Raw genomic sequence first — 16,079 nt, forward strand, 5'->3', positions numbered from 1 at the left:
GGTTATGACAGTAACGAGGTTGGGTCGCGAAATAGTGAGTAAAAGCGACGAATTGTATCGTCCACAGACGCCAAATATTGGTATTGTCCATTTGGGAATTGGTGCATTTCATCGAGCGCATCAAGCGGTGTATACCGATACATATATGCGCAAGAGTGGCGATCATAACTGGTTTATCGCCGGCGTGTCGCTCAGAAGCGGGACCGTTGCTGAGCAACTCAATCCGCAAGATGGTTTTTATACGGTTAAAGTGAGTTCTGCACAAGGGCAAGAGCAGCAAATAGTACAATCGGTTGCAAAAGTGTTGGTTGCACCTGACGACCCGCAAGCGGTGCTTTCGTTAATGGCTTCGCCAACGTGTCACATCATCTCTTTAACGGTGACTGAAAAAGGTTACTGCCATGACCCATCAACGGGTAATTTAAATGTGCAGCATCCCGATATTGTTTATGACTTGTCTAATTTAGATAAGCCGAAAACGGCAATCGGCTACTTGGTTAGTGCACTTAAAACAAGGTTTGAGGCGCACATCGACGCCCCAACCATTTTATGCTGTGACAATTTGCCGGAAAACGGCAATACGACAGCAAGGTTAGTGACGCAGTTTGCAACACGTATAAGCGACGAATTGGTGGCTTGGATCAACGAAAATGTAGCGTTCCCCAACACCATGGTTGATAGAATTGTGCCAGCGACTACGCCTAGCGATATTGATGAGTTAGCGGATGAAGCGGGCTACAGAGACAGTGCAATGGTGAAAACCGAAGCATTTACGCAATGGGTAATTGAGGACAAATTTGCGGGTAAGCGCCCTCATTGGGAAGACGCTGGGGCTACTATTGTAAGTAATGTAGACGTGTTTGAAAAAGCGAAGCTTCGTCTATTAAACGGTGCGCATTCATCGTTGGCGTATGCAGGGTTCTTATCAGGCTATGAATTCGTTAGCGAAGTAATGGAAGATAAAGCCTTTGGACGATATTTAAATATTTTGATGTGTGATGAAATTGCCCCCACATTGACGCCACCTCCCGGGTTAGAACTTACAAGCTATACAGCAGATTTGTTAGCGCGCTTCACGAACCCTGCGCTGTTTCACAAAACCTATCAAATCGCGATGGATGGCTCCCAGAAGCTACCCCAACGCCTTTTTCATACTATTGAAGATAGACTGCAAAATGGCGAAAGCGCGGAGTGTCTGTGTTTCGCTGTGGCTTCATGGCTTCGCTATACTATGGCTTTTGACGCCAAGGGCGATGCGATAGAGGTACAGGACCCGCTTGCTGATGTACTGTATGACGTTCAAAAGCGTGACTTTTACGACATTGATAAATTAGTAAAAGGGTACTTGGGTCTCTCGCAAATCTTTCCCCAGACACTCTCGACGAATGACGTGTTTGAAGAGCGAGTTAAATACTGGTTGAGTTACATTTTAGCCAATGGTGTTCCCACCGCGTTAGATAGCTTGCTTCTAGAAGTTCAGGACTATTCCCCACAATTAAAGCAGCAGGCAGTACTATGATAAATGTTACCGTATGGAATGAATGTCGGCACGAAAAAGAAGACGCTGACGTACAAGAGTGCTATCCCGAAACCATTGGCGGTTGCATTGTTGAGGGGCTTAAACCTTTCGGTTTTAACTTAACATCAGCAACATTAGACGACCCTGAACAAGGATGGCCACAAGAGAGAATCGACAATACGGATGTCGCCATTTGGTGGGGCCACCGATACCATGATGAGCTTGACGACAAGCTTATCGATAAGCTCCAACAGCGCGTATTAGAAGGGATGGGGCTCATTGTTTTACACTCCGGACATCACGCTAAATTGTTTAAGCGCTTAATGGGAACAAGCTGCAATCTGAGCTGGCGAGAAGCCGAAGGGGGAGAACGTGAACGCGTATGGTGTCTGAAACCATCCCACCCGATTGCCTATAACTTGCCGCCCCAAATTGAGTTGCCTCTGTCGGAAATGTATGGCGAACCTTTTGATATTCCAGACCCTGATGAACTGGTATTTACGTCTTGGTATCAAGGCGGGGAAATCCTAAGAAGTGGCTGCACGTTTACTCGGGGAAGAGGGAAAATATTCTTCTTTTCTCCGGGCCATGAAACCTTTCCCATATATAGAAACCCTCACATCATTCAGGTGCTTGCCAATGCCATACAATGGTCAAACCAAGCCCATACCTCTGGATGGAATATGAAAAACTGGGGTAGACCGGTGCCTTTAGAAAAAGGCGCACCCAAACAGACGTATTTCAAAAAGCCGCGAAAACTGATGCTCGCGGAAAAGGCCGCACAGAAGAAATAAGTTAAAAAAGGGCTAAACGCCCTTTTTTAATGAATGCAATACTGCTGTTGTTGCGCGATCTTAAAGGAACTCAACACGCTACCGGTGCCCCACTTTTGCTGGCAGAGAGTTTGATAGCGTCCCACAATTTTGCCATGTGCAATCCTTGTTCGATATCTGAAGGGTTTTGTATATTGCCGTCCTTTGTTTGTAAGAAAACATTCATCAAATTATTTGCTGATTCCTGCTCTTTGCGCTCAATGTTGCCGTCTCTATCTTCAATCTCAATCCAGCGCCCCCACGCGCAGACTCTTACGACATAGTCAGTGAAAAAGCACTCTATTCGAGATGTACATCGAATACTTTTGCCGCACGCGTGCATAGAGAAAAGCATCCCGTCTGCCAATTCTCCTATTACCGTTGTAACAATGTCCACAGGAAAGTTATGGTTATTCATTTTTGCACTGACACTGGCAAAAGGCTGAGAGCATAGCATTGATGTGGTGTTCATCATGTGCGCACCCGTGTCAAACATAAAGCCACCACCTGAGATTTCAGGCACTTGCTTCCAATGGCCAGTGTAAGTGTCTGCCCAGTCTTCCCAGATGGCAGCATTGATACTCATTAAGTCGCCATAGCGCTTTGTGGCAATATCTTCTTTTAATTGATGAACAAGAGGAGACAACCCACCTTGATAGGCCACAACCAGTTGTTTGCCACTGGCCTGCTGTGCTGATTGGAGTGCCTTTGCTTCATCAACGGTCGTTACCATGGGTTTTTCAAGTAATACGTCTAAGTTCAACTCTAAGGCAGCTAACGCTTGGTTTGCGTGAACAGCATGCGGAGTACAGATATAGACGGCATCTAGTGTACTACCTTGTTCACTTAAAAGGGTTTGCCAGTCTTGATATGCGTGCACCTCCTTTCGGCCGTGAGCGCTAAGAATTGCTTTAACATGCTGCAATGCCCCCTCGCTTGGATCGCAAACACAAACAATGTCGATATCAGTGCGCTGAGACCATGTGTCGATATATTGAGATGATTTTTTGCCGCAACCAATAACGCCAAGTTTTAACTTCATGGTATCCCCACATATAAACAAAAGTTATTTTAAAATGGTGTGAAATAATCAAAAGCATTTACAATGATCGTGACCTTTTCACCTACTGTTAACCTGATTTACATTAAATTCTATATTGACACCGGTGTCAAGAGCGTATTATTCTGTGTTAAATCAGTGTTAAAATGTTAGCTGCAAAGGTGGGAGTTCATCAGTGAATGACGTAGAAAAAAGAAAGCAGCCAGGTTGGAAAAACATTATTGCGTGGGGCTCGGGAGACATATTTGGAAGCGGCTCTGGCACCATAATTGGATTGTGGATGCTCTATTTTTTCACCCAAGTTGCAGGCTTATCGCCCGTTGAAGCAGGATTGATCTTTGCTATTGGTAAGTTATGGGACGCCATTACCGATCCTATCGTTGCGTATATCACTGATAATATCCGAACTCGATTTGGACGCAGAAAAGTGTTTTTTCTTTTTGGCGCACCGTTTCTTATCGTGTTTGGTCTCATGTTCGTCTCTGGATTTGGGTTTGCTTATTACCTTGCCACTTACCTTTTATTCAACACCATGTTTACAGTAGTGATGACCCCTTACTGCACACTTCCTAACGAGATGACAGACGATTATGAAATTCGAACTAAGATGGGAAGTTGCCGCCTGACATTTGGGCAAATAACTGCATTTGTTGTAACCCTAGTCCCTGGGCTAATCATGTCCAATGTTGAAGATGAAGCCCAAGCCTTTATTTACATTGGTTTTTTGTTCGGTTTTATTTTTACCTTACCTTGGTACTTTATTTACAAATACACGTGGGAAATCGAACCTTCGAGGCTCCCTCCTCAGAAAGAGGTCTCATCTATAAAAGAAACCCTCGTTGATTTGTATAAGGAAATGGCAAGCACGCTACAAATAAAAACATTCCGAATTCATCTGATGATGTATATCGGCGGTTCAGTAGCATTAGACATTTTTGGCGCGCTCTTTCTTCACTATATTACATTTAACCTCAATCTATCTGCGGGTGAAGGTGGGCAAATCTTAAGTGTGATGACCTTTATGCAGTTTTTTGGTGTGCTTACCTTTACGTGGTTCGCGCTAAAAATGGGGAATGCTAACGCCTATAAAATAGCGTTAGGCCTTATGTTTGTTAGCCTCGCCTTTTTCGCTATCCTACCCAACGTCGCGCTCGATGTGAGCGAAGCGGTTTTCATTGGCGCCGTTCTTATCGGCCTCGCGCGAGGCGGTATCTACCTTATTCCTTGGGTGATCTTTAACTCTATCCCGGATGTGGATGAAATCCTTACAGGGCGACGTAGAGCGGGAATTTTCTCTGGTGTAATGACTCTTGGGCGGAAAATATGTCAGGCCTCTGCAATGTTGATTGCGAGTATTGGCTTGCAATGTGTCGGCTTTGAATCTGGAGCTAAAGTGCAGACAAGTGAGACTATTTCAGGGGTCTATTGGCTGTTTTTGATAGGGCCAACCTGTCTAGCGACTATTGCGTTATTTGGCGCAACGCTCTTTCAGCTAACGAAGCAAAACCACAAAATACTTATTAATGAAGTCAGTCGTTTGCGTAATGGTGGTGCAAAGCAGGATGCGTTACCCCATGTTGTTACCGTGGTTGAGGATTTAACGGGCTGGGAATACAAGTACATGTGGGGTGATAAAAAAAAGAAAAATAAAACCTATCTACTCCACAGTGGTAGCAGCGATAAAACTATCGTAGAACGTTGAGGCTAAGTAATTTAGCCAAGTGACGTAAATCACTTGGCTTAATATCACTATTCTCTATTACGCTTGAGACTCTCTAGAGATAGCACGATGCGCAATATCAGTACGGTAGTACACATCTTTAAACTGAATGGTTTTTAGCAGTTCGTAGGCTTTTTGCTGTGCTTCGGTCACGTTGTTACCTAACGCTGTTGCACAAAGCACGCGGCCACCTGCTGTCACTACATCGCCATCTTGAAGGGCGGTACCAGCGTGGAAAACCTTACCGTCTAGCTTAGCGGCTTCTTCGAAACCAGTAATCACATCGCCTTTGTCATAGCTGCCAGGATAGCCGCCAGCTGCAAGCACAACACCTACCGATGCGCGCTCGTCAAACTCAATGGTTTTGCCTGCAAGCTCACCTTTACACGCCGCTTGGCAAAGTGGAACCAAGTCTGATTTTAAGCGAAGCATGATAGGCTGAGTTTCTGGGTCGCCAAAGCGGCAGTTGTACTCAATGACCTTTGGTGTGCCGTCAGCCATAATCATTAGGCCAGCATATAAAAAGCCAACATAGTCGTTACCTTCAGCGGCCATGCCATCAACCGTTGGCATGATCACTTCTTGCATAATACGGTCGTGGATTTCTGGTGTTACGACCGGAGCCGGTGAATAAGCCCCCATACCACCCGTGTTTGGGCCTTTGTCGCCGTCGGCCGCACGCTTGTGGTCTTGGCTGGTGGCAAAAGGCAGTACGTTCTTACCGTCTACCATAACAATAAACGACGCTTCTTCACCGTCTAGGAACTCTTCAATAACTACGCGGCTGCCCGCTTCGCCAAACGCGTTGCCCGCTAGCATATCGCGAATAGCTTCTTCAGCCTCTTCAAGGGTCATCGCAACGATAACGCCTTTACCGGCAGCTAGACCGTCAGCTTTTACTACGATAGGCGCGCCTTTCTCACGAACATAGGCAATAGCTGGGTCAATTTCCGTGAAGTTTTGGTACTCAGCCGTAGGAATTTCGTGGCGAGCCAAGAAGTCTTTAGTGAACGCTTTCGAACCCTCAAGCTGCGCCGCAGCTTGAGTGGGACCAAATATCATTAAACCCGCATTAGTGAACGCATCTACTACACCTGCAACTAGCGGCGCTTCTGGACCTACAATAGTAAGCGCAACATCATTACCTTGAGCAAAAGAAACTAAGCCGGCGATGTCGTTTACATCAATTGCTACGTTCTCAAGCTTATGCTCTATAGCGGTACCGGCATTGCCAGGTGCTACATATACTGTTGAAACATCAGAAGACTGCGCTGCTTTAAACGCTAACGCGTGTTCGCGGCCACCGCCGCCAATTACAAGTACGTTCATTAACTGTTCCGTTTTGAGTGTTTAATTTTATGATTTTGGTTTTGTGAATTTTAGCGTCATGCGATTGCTCTCGCCAATCGCCATGTATTTTTCTCTGTCTTGATCGTCTAGCGCCAAACTTGGAGGTAGCGTCCACACACCTTTCGGGTGGTCTGCCGTGTCCATTGGGTTCGCGTTTATATCACTACTCGCTTCAAGGACAAAACCTGCTTTTTCTGCTGCTGCTACAACATAAGAACGCTTCATGTAGCCACTTTTCTTCATCGCTGCATCGTCTGCACTTTCAGGTAGCTCATGTTCCACTACGCCCAGTACGCCACCTGGCTTAAGTGCTTTAAAGAAAGCGCCAAACGCGTTGTCGATGCCTTCGTCACCGTGGCGCATATACCAGTTGTGTACGTTGCGAAAGGTTAGCACCATATCAGCACTGCTAGCTTCGCCAATATTTAACGCTTTGATTGGGTCAAATGCCGTAAGCTCAGCACCTTCATATTTCATGCCCGGCTTCATTTGTTCTTTGAAACCTTCAACCGACTTTTTGTAGTAGCCGCTGGTTTCTTCATCAACATAGAAATGCGCAGCAACGTATTTGCCGTTTTCTTTTACCACCGAGTAAAGAATGTCGGCATACCAGCCGCCGCCTGGTGAAATTTCAACAACAGTCATGTCTGGCTTTAGGCCAAAAAAGCGTAAAGTTTGTTGCGGGTTGCGGTATTCGTCGCGCACTTTGGCTTTATCAGAACGGATATCGCTCATGGCGGCGTCTGAGATAGCATCAGCACTAGCATAAGTTGCTGTTACACCGAGTGTTGCGGCTAACACAAGTTGGGCTAACTTTTTCATTCTTATTTCCTTTTTCTGTCGAGGGTAATTATCTATGCGGACTGGAATAACATAACATTTATTAGTAACACTATTACTACAAATTACCACAGGTCAGATCAAGCCTATCACCAAACCCTAATTTGCACTTACGACTTAGCAGAATAATTCCTAACTATTTCGTTTAGCTTAAGTGTCACTTTAGCCATGCAAATGAGATAGAACATGCGTAATAAAAAAGGGATTAAAGGAAAACAACAAACACGCAATAAAGTAGCAAAATGCCACTTTACTGCGTGGTTAACTTAGCTGTTGGTTTCCCTCACTAAGCCTGCTCTATAAGTTGTTGTGCAAATACTTATTAGTGACGGAAGTGGCGCATGCCCGTGAACACCATAGCAATATCGTGTTCGTCAGCTGCATCAATCACTTCTTGATCACGCATAGAGCCGCCAGGCTGGATGACCGCTTTAATACCCGCTTCAGCAGCAGCATCAATGCCGTCGCGGAATGGGAAGAAAGCGTCAGATGCCATGACAGAGCCTGCCACTTCTAGGTTCTCGTCGGCAGCTTTAATACCCGCAATCTTTGCAGAGTAAACGCGGCTCATTTGGCCTGCGCCCACGCCCACTGTCATGCCATCTTTGCAGTAAACAATTGCGTTAGACTTCACGTATTTTGCTACCTTCCAGCAGAACATAAGGTCGCGTAGTTCTTCTTCGCTTGGCTTACGCTTAGTCACAACTTCTAGGTCTTCCATTTCAACCATGCCGAAGTCGCGTTCTTGTACTAATAAACCGCCGTTTACACGCTTAAAGTCATAACCTTCAGTAAGCTGGCCAGCCCAATCGCCACACGCAAGAAGACGTACGTTTTTCTTTGCGCTTACTACGTCTTTCGCTTCGTCGCTTACGGTTGGTGCAATGATCACTTCCACAAATTGACGGTCAACAATCGCTTGTGCTGTTTTCGCATCAAGCTCGCGGTTAAACGCAATAATGCCGCCAAATGCTGATGTTGGGTCAGTTTTAAATGCGCGGTCATAGGCACTCAAAATATCGTCGCCAATTGCAACGCCGCAAGGGTTAGCGTGCTTAACGATTACACATGCTGGCTCTTCGAATTCTTTCACGCATTCTAGCGCTGCATCGGTATCAGCGATGTTGTTGAACGACAGCTCTTTACCTTGCAGCTGAGTCGCTGTAGCAACCGACGCTTCCTGAATGTTGTTTTCAACGTAGAACGCTGCTTCTTGGTGGCTGTTTTCACCGTAGCGAAGATCTTGTTTCTTAGTCAGCTGCATGTTGTACGTACGTGGGAATTCACTGTGCTGGTGGTCACAGTCTGCTTCACAACCAGTGCTGTCTAAACGGGCACCAAAATAGTTTGCGATCATGCCGTCATATTCAGCCGTGTGCTCGAACGCTTTAATGGCAAGATCAAAACGGGTGTTATACGTTAGCGAGCCATTGTTGTCGTTCATCTCTGCAAGTACGCGAGAGTAGTCAGACGCATTAACCACAATAGTCACGTCTTTGTGGTTTTTGGCTGCCGCGCGAACCATGGTAGGGCCACCGATATCAATATTTTCAATGGCATCTTCAAGTGTGCAGTCTTCATTTGCCACAGTTGCAGCAAACGGATAGAGGTTTACAACTACTAGGTCGATAGGCGCTATGTTGTTTTCTTCCATCACCGCTTCGTCAACACCGCGGCGAGCAAGAATACCGCCGTGAATTTTCGGATGAAGGGTTTTAACACGACCGGCCATTATTTCTGGATGACCTGTGTGATCAGAGACTTCTTTCACAGGTAAGCCAGCTTCAGCTAAAAGTTTTGCGGTACCACCTGTCGACAGAAGTTCAACGCCAGCGTTATGCAGCGCTGTCGCGAAATCAAGGATACCTGTTTTATCAGAGACACTAAGGAGAGCACGTTTAATGGGTTTTGGTGTTTGCATAAATTTTAGTTTCTAATGTTGTAGTGTTGAAACAAAAAGAGCACCGATTGGTGCTCTTTGGTGGGCAAAGCCCTTGGAATCTTAGTTCATGCCGTATTGCTTTAGCTTCTTGCGAAGTGTGCCACGGTTGATGCCCATCATGATGGCCGCGCGGGTTTGATTGCCGCGAGTGTAAGTCATGACTTCTTCTAGAAGCGGCGCTTCTACTTCAGCCAGTACCATTTCGTACAGGTTGTCGATGTTTGCGTTATCCAGTTGCTTAAGGTACTTATTAACCGCTTGCTTTACAGAGTCACGCAAAGGCTTTTGCGCTTGCGTTTGTGAAGGCGTAGTTACTGTAGTAGTAAAAGGTGAAGTCACGTTTTGATCGAACATAATACTGTGTTGCTCTTAAGTTAGTCATCACTATGCTGCGGGAGAAATCTGTCGGGTTTCTCGTGTCTGCAGCGCTTGAAAATATGCATTTAGTGCATCGAGTTGCTCATTCGCATCATCGATAGCGTTAAACGTTTTACGAAACTGACGATCCGTATCGTGCTCCGCGAGATACCAGCCCACGTGCTTTCGGGCAATTCTTACACCGGCTATATCACCATAAAAGTCCTGCACATTGGCTACATGCTCGTGCAAAAGCTTATACAGCTCTGACAGCGGCGGTGGTGCTAGGTTCTCGCCCGTTTCAAGATAATGTTGGATTTGTTTGAATATCCAAGGCTTACCTTGCGCGCCGCGGCCTATCATTACGCCATCTGCACCGGTGTAATTCAGCACCTCTTGTGCTTTCTCTGGAGAAGTAATGTCACCATTTGCAATAACAGGAATTGATATTGCCGCCTTTATCTGACGTATGGTGTCGTATTCTGCTTCCCCTCTATACATACAAGCTCGAGTTCTGCCGTGAACCGCAAGCGACTGTATGCCGTTTTGCTCTGCAATGCGGGCAATGTCTACCCCATTGCGATTTTCTGGGTTCCAGCCGGTACGAATTTTCAGTGTCACGGGTACGTCCACAGCATTAACTACTGCTTTAATAATCGCTTCCACTGTGTCTGGGTATTGAAGCAACGCAGAACCTGCAAGCTTCTTATTGACCTTCTTGGCAGGACAACCCATGTTGATATCGATGATTTGCGCACCGTTCTCAACATTAAATTGTGCTGCTTGAGCCATAAGCTCAGGATCAGCCCCAGCAATCTGTACAGAGCGAATGCCTTCTTCACCCTCATGGTTCATGCGCGCTTGTGATTTTGCCGTATTCCAAACTTTCGGATTACTTGAAAGCATCTCAGAAACAACAAGCCCAGCGCCCAAGCGCTTACAGAGTTGACGAAACGGTCTATCTGTTACGCCAGCCATAGGGGCCAACATCAAATTGTTTTCTAACTCGTAAGGTCCAATTCGCATCGTAAAATGTATAGCTCGCCATCTAAAACTGCACAGAAATTATACACCCGGCTAAAACGGGGCGCTAAGTGTACGTGTTTTCGCAATGCTTGAAAAGGCTAAAAATCACACAAAATTTCACTTCCTGGTATTGACAGTGAAAAAAAACTGTCACATTAGTAAGCTAGCACTATTTTTTAGCACAATTATTGTACGAAAGTCTTACAGGCCCCGTATTAAAAGGGCTGTATTGTGAAATAATTTAACATTTATTTAGAGGGCTACTCGTCCAGTGCACGTTTCTTTATCAGCTTTGTGCACTAGGCAAGCAGAAAATTTTGCATGCCTAGCCGGTTAATTCGTCACTTTAGCGTTTTCTACCGGAAACTCTCGCCCACTCACCATCAATGGCACTTGGTTCAAGTTCTATGTCTTTCGAATAAGCTTCTTCTATTCGGGTTACTTGTTCAGCAAGAATGCCGGAAAGGACTAACAAACCGTCTGATTTGCAGTAGTCGGTGATAACGCTTTGAAGTTCTAATAAAGGGCCCGATAATATATTCGCCATTACCACATCAGCTTCAAGTTCAGGTTGATCTTCAGGAAGATACACATCTAAGCGGTCTTCAACACCGTTGCGGCGTGCATTTTCTTTTGTCGCTTGAAGTGCTTGCGGATCGATATCAATACCGATAACGCGCGTAGCGCCAAGCTTTAATGCAGCCAATGCTAAAATCCCTGAGCCACAGCCAAAATCGACGACGGTTTTACCCGTCATATCTATGCCGTCTAGCCAGCGTAAACATAGCGCTGTAGTTGGGTGAGTTCCTGTTCCGAAGGCAAGACCCGGATCTAGCATGACATTAACGGCGTTCGGGTCTGGAACATCGCGCCAGCTTGGGCAAATCCACAAGCGCTCGCCAAACTGCATAGGGTGAAAGTTGTCCATCCACTCCCGCTCCCAGTCTTTGTCTTCAAGTGGTTCAAGCTTGTATTTAAAATTTTCCCCCAACACCTTAGCTTTACCTAATCGCTTTAGGATGCTTTTCATGTCGGCATCAGCTTCAAATAACCCTACTACTTGTGTATCTGGCCACAGCAGTACCTCACCGGGTTTCGGTTCGTACATAGGAGTATCTTTCGCATCAACGTATGTGACGGCCTGTGAGCCGTTAGCGGTAAGCATATCGCCAATGGATTCAGCGTGTTCAGAAGATGTGTCGATTCGAAGTTGTAGCCAAGCCATATTTATCATTCGTTGTGGTCTTTGTACGTATTGTACCTTTCGTTGGCGTGAAACAAAATGAAGACAAACGAAAAGCCACAGTATTAAACCTTGTGAGTTTGAATGTTACCGCCTTACTTTAATATAAAAAAGCAATTAAAATATTAACCTTTTGTCGACTGGTGCGATTTAGAGAAACGCTTATAGTAGGCGATGGTTGTTTGTTTTTTAATCTAACAGAGGCCTTATGCGCTTTTTTTCCCTTGTTTTGAGCTTTTGGTTATTACCTTTTTCAGCTTCATCTGAGGAAATTGACGTTGTAGTAGGGTGGAATAAGCCACCGTATGTTATTTCACAAGAGAACTCTGGCTTTGAAGTGGATGTAGCGCGCGCTATTTTGGCAGATATGGGGCATGATTTATCGCCTATTTACGTGCCATTTGGGCGAACAGCAAGATTATTAGAAGATAACTTGATTGACCTTGGTTTGACGCAAAATCCAGCTCACGTCCTTGATCCAGCTATCTTGTCAGACCCTTATGTTGTCTATCAAAACGTTGCGGTGACCCGCGCTGAAAGTAAGTTTGAAATTAATAGTATTGAAGATTTACGTGGCAAAAGCATTATTGCCTTTCAAACGGCTGATGTGGTGCTAGGTGAAGCATTCCGACAAATCGTTACGGACCAGACCACATATATGGAGATGGCAAGGCAAGATAGACAGGTTGATATGTTGATGCTCGGCCATGTAGATGTGGTTATACTCGACAGGAATATTTTCAACTATTTTAAGTCAAATAATACGGCTTACTCGGGCGATGAAGTCGTCTTCCATGAGCTATTTCCTATTTCGCCATACAGTGCAGCTATTCCCGACCCTGAATTAAGAGTGGCGTTTAATAATAAGCTTCGCACGTTTATTGAAACTGGGCGTTATCAGCAGCTGCTAGATAAATACAAACTCGAGAGTCTCCTTCACCTGCTGCCACATGCAACAACACCATAAATACAGATTTTAATGTATAGACAGTGAACTATTTCTGATACAAGGTATATGAAACTATCTGTACTTTGACGTCTGAAACTTGCCGCTTTTATAAAGCAGTAATCATAGACACTGGAATTATCTGTTAAGGAAAGATTTATGTTGAAGCAGTGGTATTTACTGGTCACGGTGGTTGTTTGCTCTGCCTGTGTTTCTCATTCAACCCCTTCGGAAGCACAACAAGAAAATACGCTTGAGCGTTACTTGGACATGCCTGCTTACCAGCAAGCCCAAGCGATTGCCAGCGGAGAGATTACGTCGGCGGCGCTGGTTAAAGGCTATTTATCACGTATTGAAAAGCTAGACAATCAAGTAAACAGCGTTCTTGCGTTAAACCCAAATGTATTAAACGAAGCGCAGGCAGTCGATAGGCAAGTAGCCAATAAGCAAGCGCTCGGCCCTTTAGCCGGTATCCCTGTATTGTTAAAAGATAATATTGAAAGTGATGAAATGCCTACAACAGCAGGTTCGATGGCGCTTCTTAACAATAATACAGGTCGCAATGCGCCCATTGTGGCGAAGCTAAAAGCTGCTGGAGCCATTGTCCTAGGTAAAACCAACTTGTCTGAGTGGGCTAACTTTCGTTCAGAGTCTTCAATCAGCGGATGGAGCGCCGTCGGTGGGCTTACTCGCAATCCTCATATATTAGCGCGAAGCGCGTGTGGCTCGTCGTCAGGCTCAGGCGCAGCAATGTCACTTCGTTTGGCATCGCTCGCTGTAGGAACTGAAACTAACGGTTCAATTATCTGCCCAGCTTCGATAAACGGTGTGGTTGGCTTTAAGCCTACGGTAGGCCTTCTGTCTCGAACGCATATTGTGCCGATTTCGTTTAGCCAAGATACGGCAGGGCCAATGACAGCGAATGTGCACGATGCATGGTTGATGACCGCAATCATGGCAGGCGTTGATGAAGAAGATAACGCAACAAAAGATGCCCAATCCCATATTCCAACGCTACCTTCCTCCTCAATGCTCGCAACAGACTTAAAAGGTAAGAGAATAGGCGTGGTAAGGTACAGACAGGGAGATAATCCACACGTTCTCGCCGTTTACGAAAAAGCGTTAGCGCAGCTTAAAGCATCGGGAGCAACCTTGGTGGATATCAGTGACTTTTCTCAGCCGGATTCTTTCTGGGCCGATTCTTACAACGTCTTACTTAGCGAATTCCATCACAGCATCAACGACTATTTAGCAGGCTCTCCGGCAGAGCTACCTGCAAGGAACCTTGATGAACTTATTGCGTTCAATAACAAAACCGAGCGAGAGCTATCACTTTTTGATCAGGACATTTTTGAAAAGTCTTTGGCTTCAGCGACAATTGAAAGCGACGAATACAAAAAAGCACTTAGCCTTATTGAAGATACTGCGGGCAAAAATGGCATTGATGCACTGATGGCAAAACACAACGTTGAGGTACTCGTGGCACCATCAAATAGCCCATCCTTTCTTATAGATGGCGTATATGGAGACCACTCTCCGGTAGGCTTTATTGGTATTGGTTATTTAGCGGCAATAGCTGGCTATCCTCATCTGACGGTACCGGCTGGGCAAGTGAAAGACCTTCCTGTTGGCATCAGCTTTATTGGGGGTAAGTGGCAAGATGAAGAAGTGCTTGAAGTTGGGCGTATATTTGAAGCGAAACATGGCTTTTATATCAAGCCGGGATTGCTGCCCACACGCTTTGACAACCCAAAGTTCAAGGGAATTGAAAAAGGACTAAATGCGGCGCTATAACTTGCTCAACAAAAAAGCCCTCGATTTCAAATCAAGGGCTTTAACTTTCTCAAAACGCTTGTTGCAAAATACAACATTAACCAGGCTTTTTCACCCAAGCGCTACACCAGCCGTCAGCGTTAACCAGTTTGTTAGGGAAAATGTTACAAGGGCGGTATTGCTCGCCATCGGCGCCCTGCACGTACATGCAGTTAGCACATTTTGCACCTTCAACCGTTGAAGACGGTGTGTAGTTTAATGCTTTTGCTGTTGGGTCGTCGGCGCTAAGCTGCTCTTGAGCTTGTGCACGTAACGCAACACCGCCTAGCGTAAGACCGATAACTGCAGAGCCCGATAGCTTTAAGAAGTCACGGCGATTTACAGATTTCATAACATTCTCCTTAAGAGATAGAAACGATAATGATTCTTTTTTATTCAGTGCCTTAAACGCAAAAACCTGCCCCAAGAGGCAGGTTTTGTTTCATATCTAGATACTATCTCTTTTTGAAAAAAGATCGACTGAATTTTCGAATTTTCGCTTGATCCAGATTAAATAAACTTCACAGTACCATGTCTGTCAGACACACAATGACACTGTAGGTTCACTTTTTTGTTAGTGCGACATCTGGCTTAGCGTATGAGAACTGCGCTATTCGCTTTGTACTGTGATAGCTGTCTAGACCTGAAATACAAGCCGTCTTCGCTTGCTCAATGTCGACATACCCATCTTCGTCAACAATGTCTTCTGGCATATAGAGTTCTTGAATCTCGCCAATTACCATTTCAGTCTCGTTTAGTAAGGTAAAGTGCTGAGCAACCTTGAGCCCCATTTTAATATCGCTTTCTGCCACATAAGGGGCACTAAATGATTCGCTGAATTGAGGCGTTAAGCCTACGGCATCGAATTCGCTTTCATCTGGTGCATAGCGCGCTGATGTTTGGTGCGCCTTGTCTACCCAATCGGTGGAAACGTGATTCAATGTGTAGAACCCTTGCTGTTTTATATTACCAAGGGTATCGCGCGTCACAGTATGTGGGCGCATGATCATACCAATTAGTGGAGGATTTGCACCCACATGGACAATAGAACTAACGATTGCAAGATTGTTTGTCTTGCCGTCGGTCGTGCCCACTAGAGTGGCCGACTTAAACCCAGATAGGCTATTGATTAAATTAGCGCGATATCGCTGTGCAAGGGCGTCAATATCGGTCCGAGTAAATTGTTTAGTCATTCTCTCTTTCAGCCTCAATCTGTATGTCGTCACCATGTTGATAGGTCGTCAGTTCAATAGGCTGGCAGCACACTTGGCAATCAAGAACCTGAACTTGCCCTACATCATTGACTTCATCTATCTCTACGTCGTTCGGTGCCATACAGTATGGGCATGAAAAGCCCATAGAACGGGTTAAGCTCATAAAAGTTCGCCTTCGTAATCACAATTATTGTTTGTTACGTAATGTAAAGAAGACTGGATTTACCCATTGTTGAAA

15 protein-coding genes are annotated in these 16,079 nt (G+C 45.4%); 5 read left to right on the top strand and 10 right to left on the bottom strand.

The window, feature by feature from the left end:
- Positions 1-4 precede the first annotated feature (4 nt).
- Both C6Y39_RS17590 and C6Y39_RS17595 read left to right on the top strand, forming a co-directional pair.
- The gene (locus tag C6Y39_RS17590; protein ID WP_105932519.1) at positions 5-1,519 is read left to right on the top strand and encodes a mannitol dehydrogenase family protein; all 1,515 of its coding nucleotides are present in this window, start codon (positions 5-7) and stop codon (positions 1,517-1,519) included.
- Entirely contained in the window at positions 1,516-2,313 is a 798-nt protein-coding gene (locus C6Y39_RS17595) for a ThuA domain-containing protein (RefSeq protein ID WP_105932520.1), read from the top strand. The genes C6Y39_RS17590 and C6Y39_RS17595 overlap by 4 nt, the downstream gene beginning before the upstream one ends.
- Positions 2,314-2,383: 70 nt before the next feature.
- On the opposite strand, the gene C6Y39_RS17600 is transcribed toward C6Y39_RS17595, so the two are convergent.
- Positions 2,384-3,373 carry a Gfo/Idh/MocA family protein gene (locus C6Y39_RS17600; RefSeq protein ID WP_105932521.1) on the bottom strand — a complete coding sequence of 330 codons (990 nt, stop codon included), beginning with the start codon at positions 3,371-3,373 and terminating at the stop codon, positions 2,384-2,386.
- Positions 3,374-3,566: 193 nt separating this feature from the next.
- Between C6Y39_RS17600 and C6Y39_RS17605 the strand changes: the two genes are divergently transcribed.
- Positions 3,567-5,093: an MFS transporter gene (locus C6Y39_RS17605; protein ID WP_105932522.1), complete on the top strand. Its 1,527-nt coding sequence runs from the start codon at positions 3,567-3,569 to the stop codon at positions 5,091-5,093.
- A gap of 57 nt (positions 5,094-5,150) precedes the next feature.
- Here C6Y39_RS17605 and purD read toward each other — a convergent pair whose 3' ends face one another.
- From purD to prmA, 6 genes are all read right to left on the bottom strand, one after another.
- Complete coding sequence (gene purD, locus C6Y39_RS17610; RefSeq protein WP_105932523.1) at positions 5,151-6,440, bottom strand: phosphoribosylamine--glycine ligase; 1,290 nt, start codon at positions 6,438-6,440, stop codon at positions 5,151-5,153.
- A gap of 27 nt (positions 6,441-6,467) precedes the next feature.
- Positions 6,468-7,283 carry a class I SAM-dependent methyltransferase gene (locus C6Y39_RS17615; protein ID WP_105932524.1) on the bottom strand — a complete coding sequence of 272 codons (816 nt, stop codon included), beginning with the start codon at positions 7,281-7,283 and terminating at the stop codon, positions 6,468-6,470.
- 340 nt (positions 7,284-7,623) lie between these two features.
- Positions 7,624-9,222 carry a bifunctional phosphoribosylaminoimidazolecarboxamide formyltransferase/IMP cyclohydrolase gene (gene purH, locus C6Y39_RS17620; protein ID WP_105932525.1) on the bottom strand — a complete coding sequence of 533 codons (1,599 nt, stop codon included), beginning with the start codon at positions 9,220-9,222 and terminating at the stop codon, positions 7,624-7,626.
- An 81-nt stretch (positions 9,223-9,303) separates the two neighbouring features.
- Entirely contained in the window at positions 9,304-9,597 is a 294-nt protein-coding gene (gene fis / locus C6Y39_RS17625) for a DNA-binding transcriptional regulator Fis (protein ID WP_012520109.1), read from the bottom strand.
- A 30-nt stretch (positions 9,598-9,627) separates the two neighbouring features.
- Positions 9,628-10,626 (bottom strand): tRNA dihydrouridine synthase DusB, encoded by a 999-nt coding sequence (dusB, locus tag C6Y39_RS17630; RefSeq protein ID WP_105932526.1) that lies wholly within the window; start codon positions 10,624-10,626, stop codon positions 9,628-9,630.
- Between the two features lie 346 nt (positions 10,627-10,972).
- Positions 10,973-11,851, bottom strand: a complete 879-nt coding sequence (gene prmA, locus C6Y39_RS17635) for a 50S ribosomal protein L11 methyltransferase (protein ID WP_105932527.1) — start codon at positions 11,849-11,851, stop codon at positions 10,973-10,975.
- 226 nt (positions 11,852-12,077) lie between these two features.
- On the opposite strand from prmA, the gene C6Y39_RS17640 reads away from it, so the two are divergent.
- Both C6Y39_RS17640 and C6Y39_RS17645 read left to right on the top strand, forming a co-directional pair.
- Entirely contained in the window at positions 12,078-12,836 is a 759-nt protein-coding gene (locus C6Y39_RS17640; RefSeq protein WP_105932528.1) for a substrate-binding periplasmic protein, read from the top strand.
- Between the two features lie 138 nt (positions 12,837-12,974).
- Positions 12,975-14,609 carry an amidase gene (locus C6Y39_RS17645; protein WP_105932529.1) on the top strand — a complete coding sequence of 545 codons (1,635 nt, stop codon included), beginning with the start codon at positions 12,975-12,977 and terminating at the stop codon, positions 14,607-14,609.
- A 76-nt stretch (positions 14,610-14,685) separates the two neighbouring features.
- Here the strand turns inward: C6Y39_RS17645 and C6Y39_RS17650 are convergent, their stop codons facing one another.
- The 3 genes from C6Y39_RS17650 to C6Y39_RS17660 form a co-directional block, all read right to left on the bottom strand.
- The gene (locus C6Y39_RS17650) at positions 14,686-14,979 is read right to left on the bottom strand and encodes a high-potential iron-sulfur protein (RefSeq protein WP_105932530.1); all 294 of its coding nucleotides are present in this window, start codon (positions 14,977-14,979) and stop codon (positions 14,686-14,688) included.
- A 211-nt stretch (positions 14,980-15,190) separates the two neighbouring features.
- Positions 15,191-15,820 (bottom strand): flavin reductase family protein, encoded by a 630-nt coding sequence (locus tag C6Y39_RS17655; RefSeq protein WP_105932531.1) that lies wholly within the window; start codon positions 15,818-15,820, stop codon positions 15,191-15,193.
- Positions 15,813-16,004, bottom strand: coding sequence for a zinc ribbon domain-containing protein (locus tag C6Y39_RS17660; RefSeq protein ID WP_105932532.1), 192 nt, complete (start codon positions 16,002-16,004; stop codon positions 15,813-15,815). Before C6Y39_RS17660 ends, C6Y39_RS17655 begins: the two co-directional genes overlap by 8 nt.
- Between the last annotated feature and the right edge of the window lie 75 nt (positions 16,005-16,079).

It is taken from the genome of Alteromonas gracilis, assembly GCF_002993325.1.
Classification (GTDB): domain Bacteria; phylum Pseudomonadota; class Gammaproteobacteria; order Enterobacterales; family Alteromonadaceae; genus Alteromonas; species Alteromonas gracilis.

Coding starts and splice junctions, on each gene's coding strand:
- C6Y39_RS17655 (WP_105932531.1), bottom strand. CDS start 15,820: ATGACTAAACAATTTACTCGGACCGATATTGACGCCCTTGCACAGCGA.
- C6Y39_RS17600 (WP_105932521.1), bottom strand. CDS start 3,373: ATGAAGTTAAAACTTGGCGTTATTGGTTGCGGCAAAAAATCATCTCAA.
- C6Y39_RS17615 (WP_105932524.1), bottom strand. CDS start 7,283: ATGAAAAAGTTAGCCCAACTTGTGTTAGCCGCAACACTCGGTGTAACA.
- purD (WP_105932523.1), bottom strand. CDS start 6,440: ATGAACGTACTTGTAATTGGCGGCGGTGGCCGCGAACACGCGTTAGCG.
- purH (WP_105932525.1), bottom strand. CDS start 9,222: ATGCAAACACCAAAACCCATTAAACGTGCTCTCCTTAGTGTCTCTGAT.
- C6Y39_RS17660 (WP_105932532.1), bottom strand. CDS start 16,004: ATGAGCTTAACCCGTTCTATGGGCTTTTCATGCCCATACTGTATGGCA.
- C6Y39_RS17650 (WP_105932530.1), bottom strand. CDS start 14,979: ATGAAATCTGTAAATCGCCGTGACTTCTTAAAGCTATCGGGCTCTGCA.
- dusB (WP_105932526.1), bottom strand. CDS start 10,626: ATGCGAATTGGACCTTACGAGTTAGAAAACAATTTGATGTTGGCCCCT.
- C6Y39_RS17595 (WP_105932520.1), top strand. CDS start 1,516: ATGATAAATGTTACCGTATGGAATGAATGTCGGCACGAAAAAGAAGAC.
- prmA (WP_105932527.1), bottom strand. CDS start 11,851: ATGGCTTGGCTACAACTTCGAATCGACACATCTTCTGAACACGCTGAA.
- fis (WP_012520109.1), bottom strand. CDS start 9,597: ATGTTCGATCAAAACGTGACTTCACCTTTTACTACTACAGTAACTACG.
- C6Y39_RS17640 (WP_105932528.1), top strand. CDS start 12,078: ATGCGCTTTTTTTCCCTTGTTTTGAGCTTTTGGTTATTACCTTTTTCA.
- C6Y39_RS17590 (WP_105932519.1), top strand. CDS start 5: ATGACAGTAACGAGGTTGGGTCGCGAAATAGTGAGTAAAAGCGACGAA.
- C6Y39_RS17645 (WP_105932529.1), top strand. CDS start 12,975: ATGTTGAAGCAGTGGTATTTACTGGTCACGGTGGTTGTTTGCTCTGCC.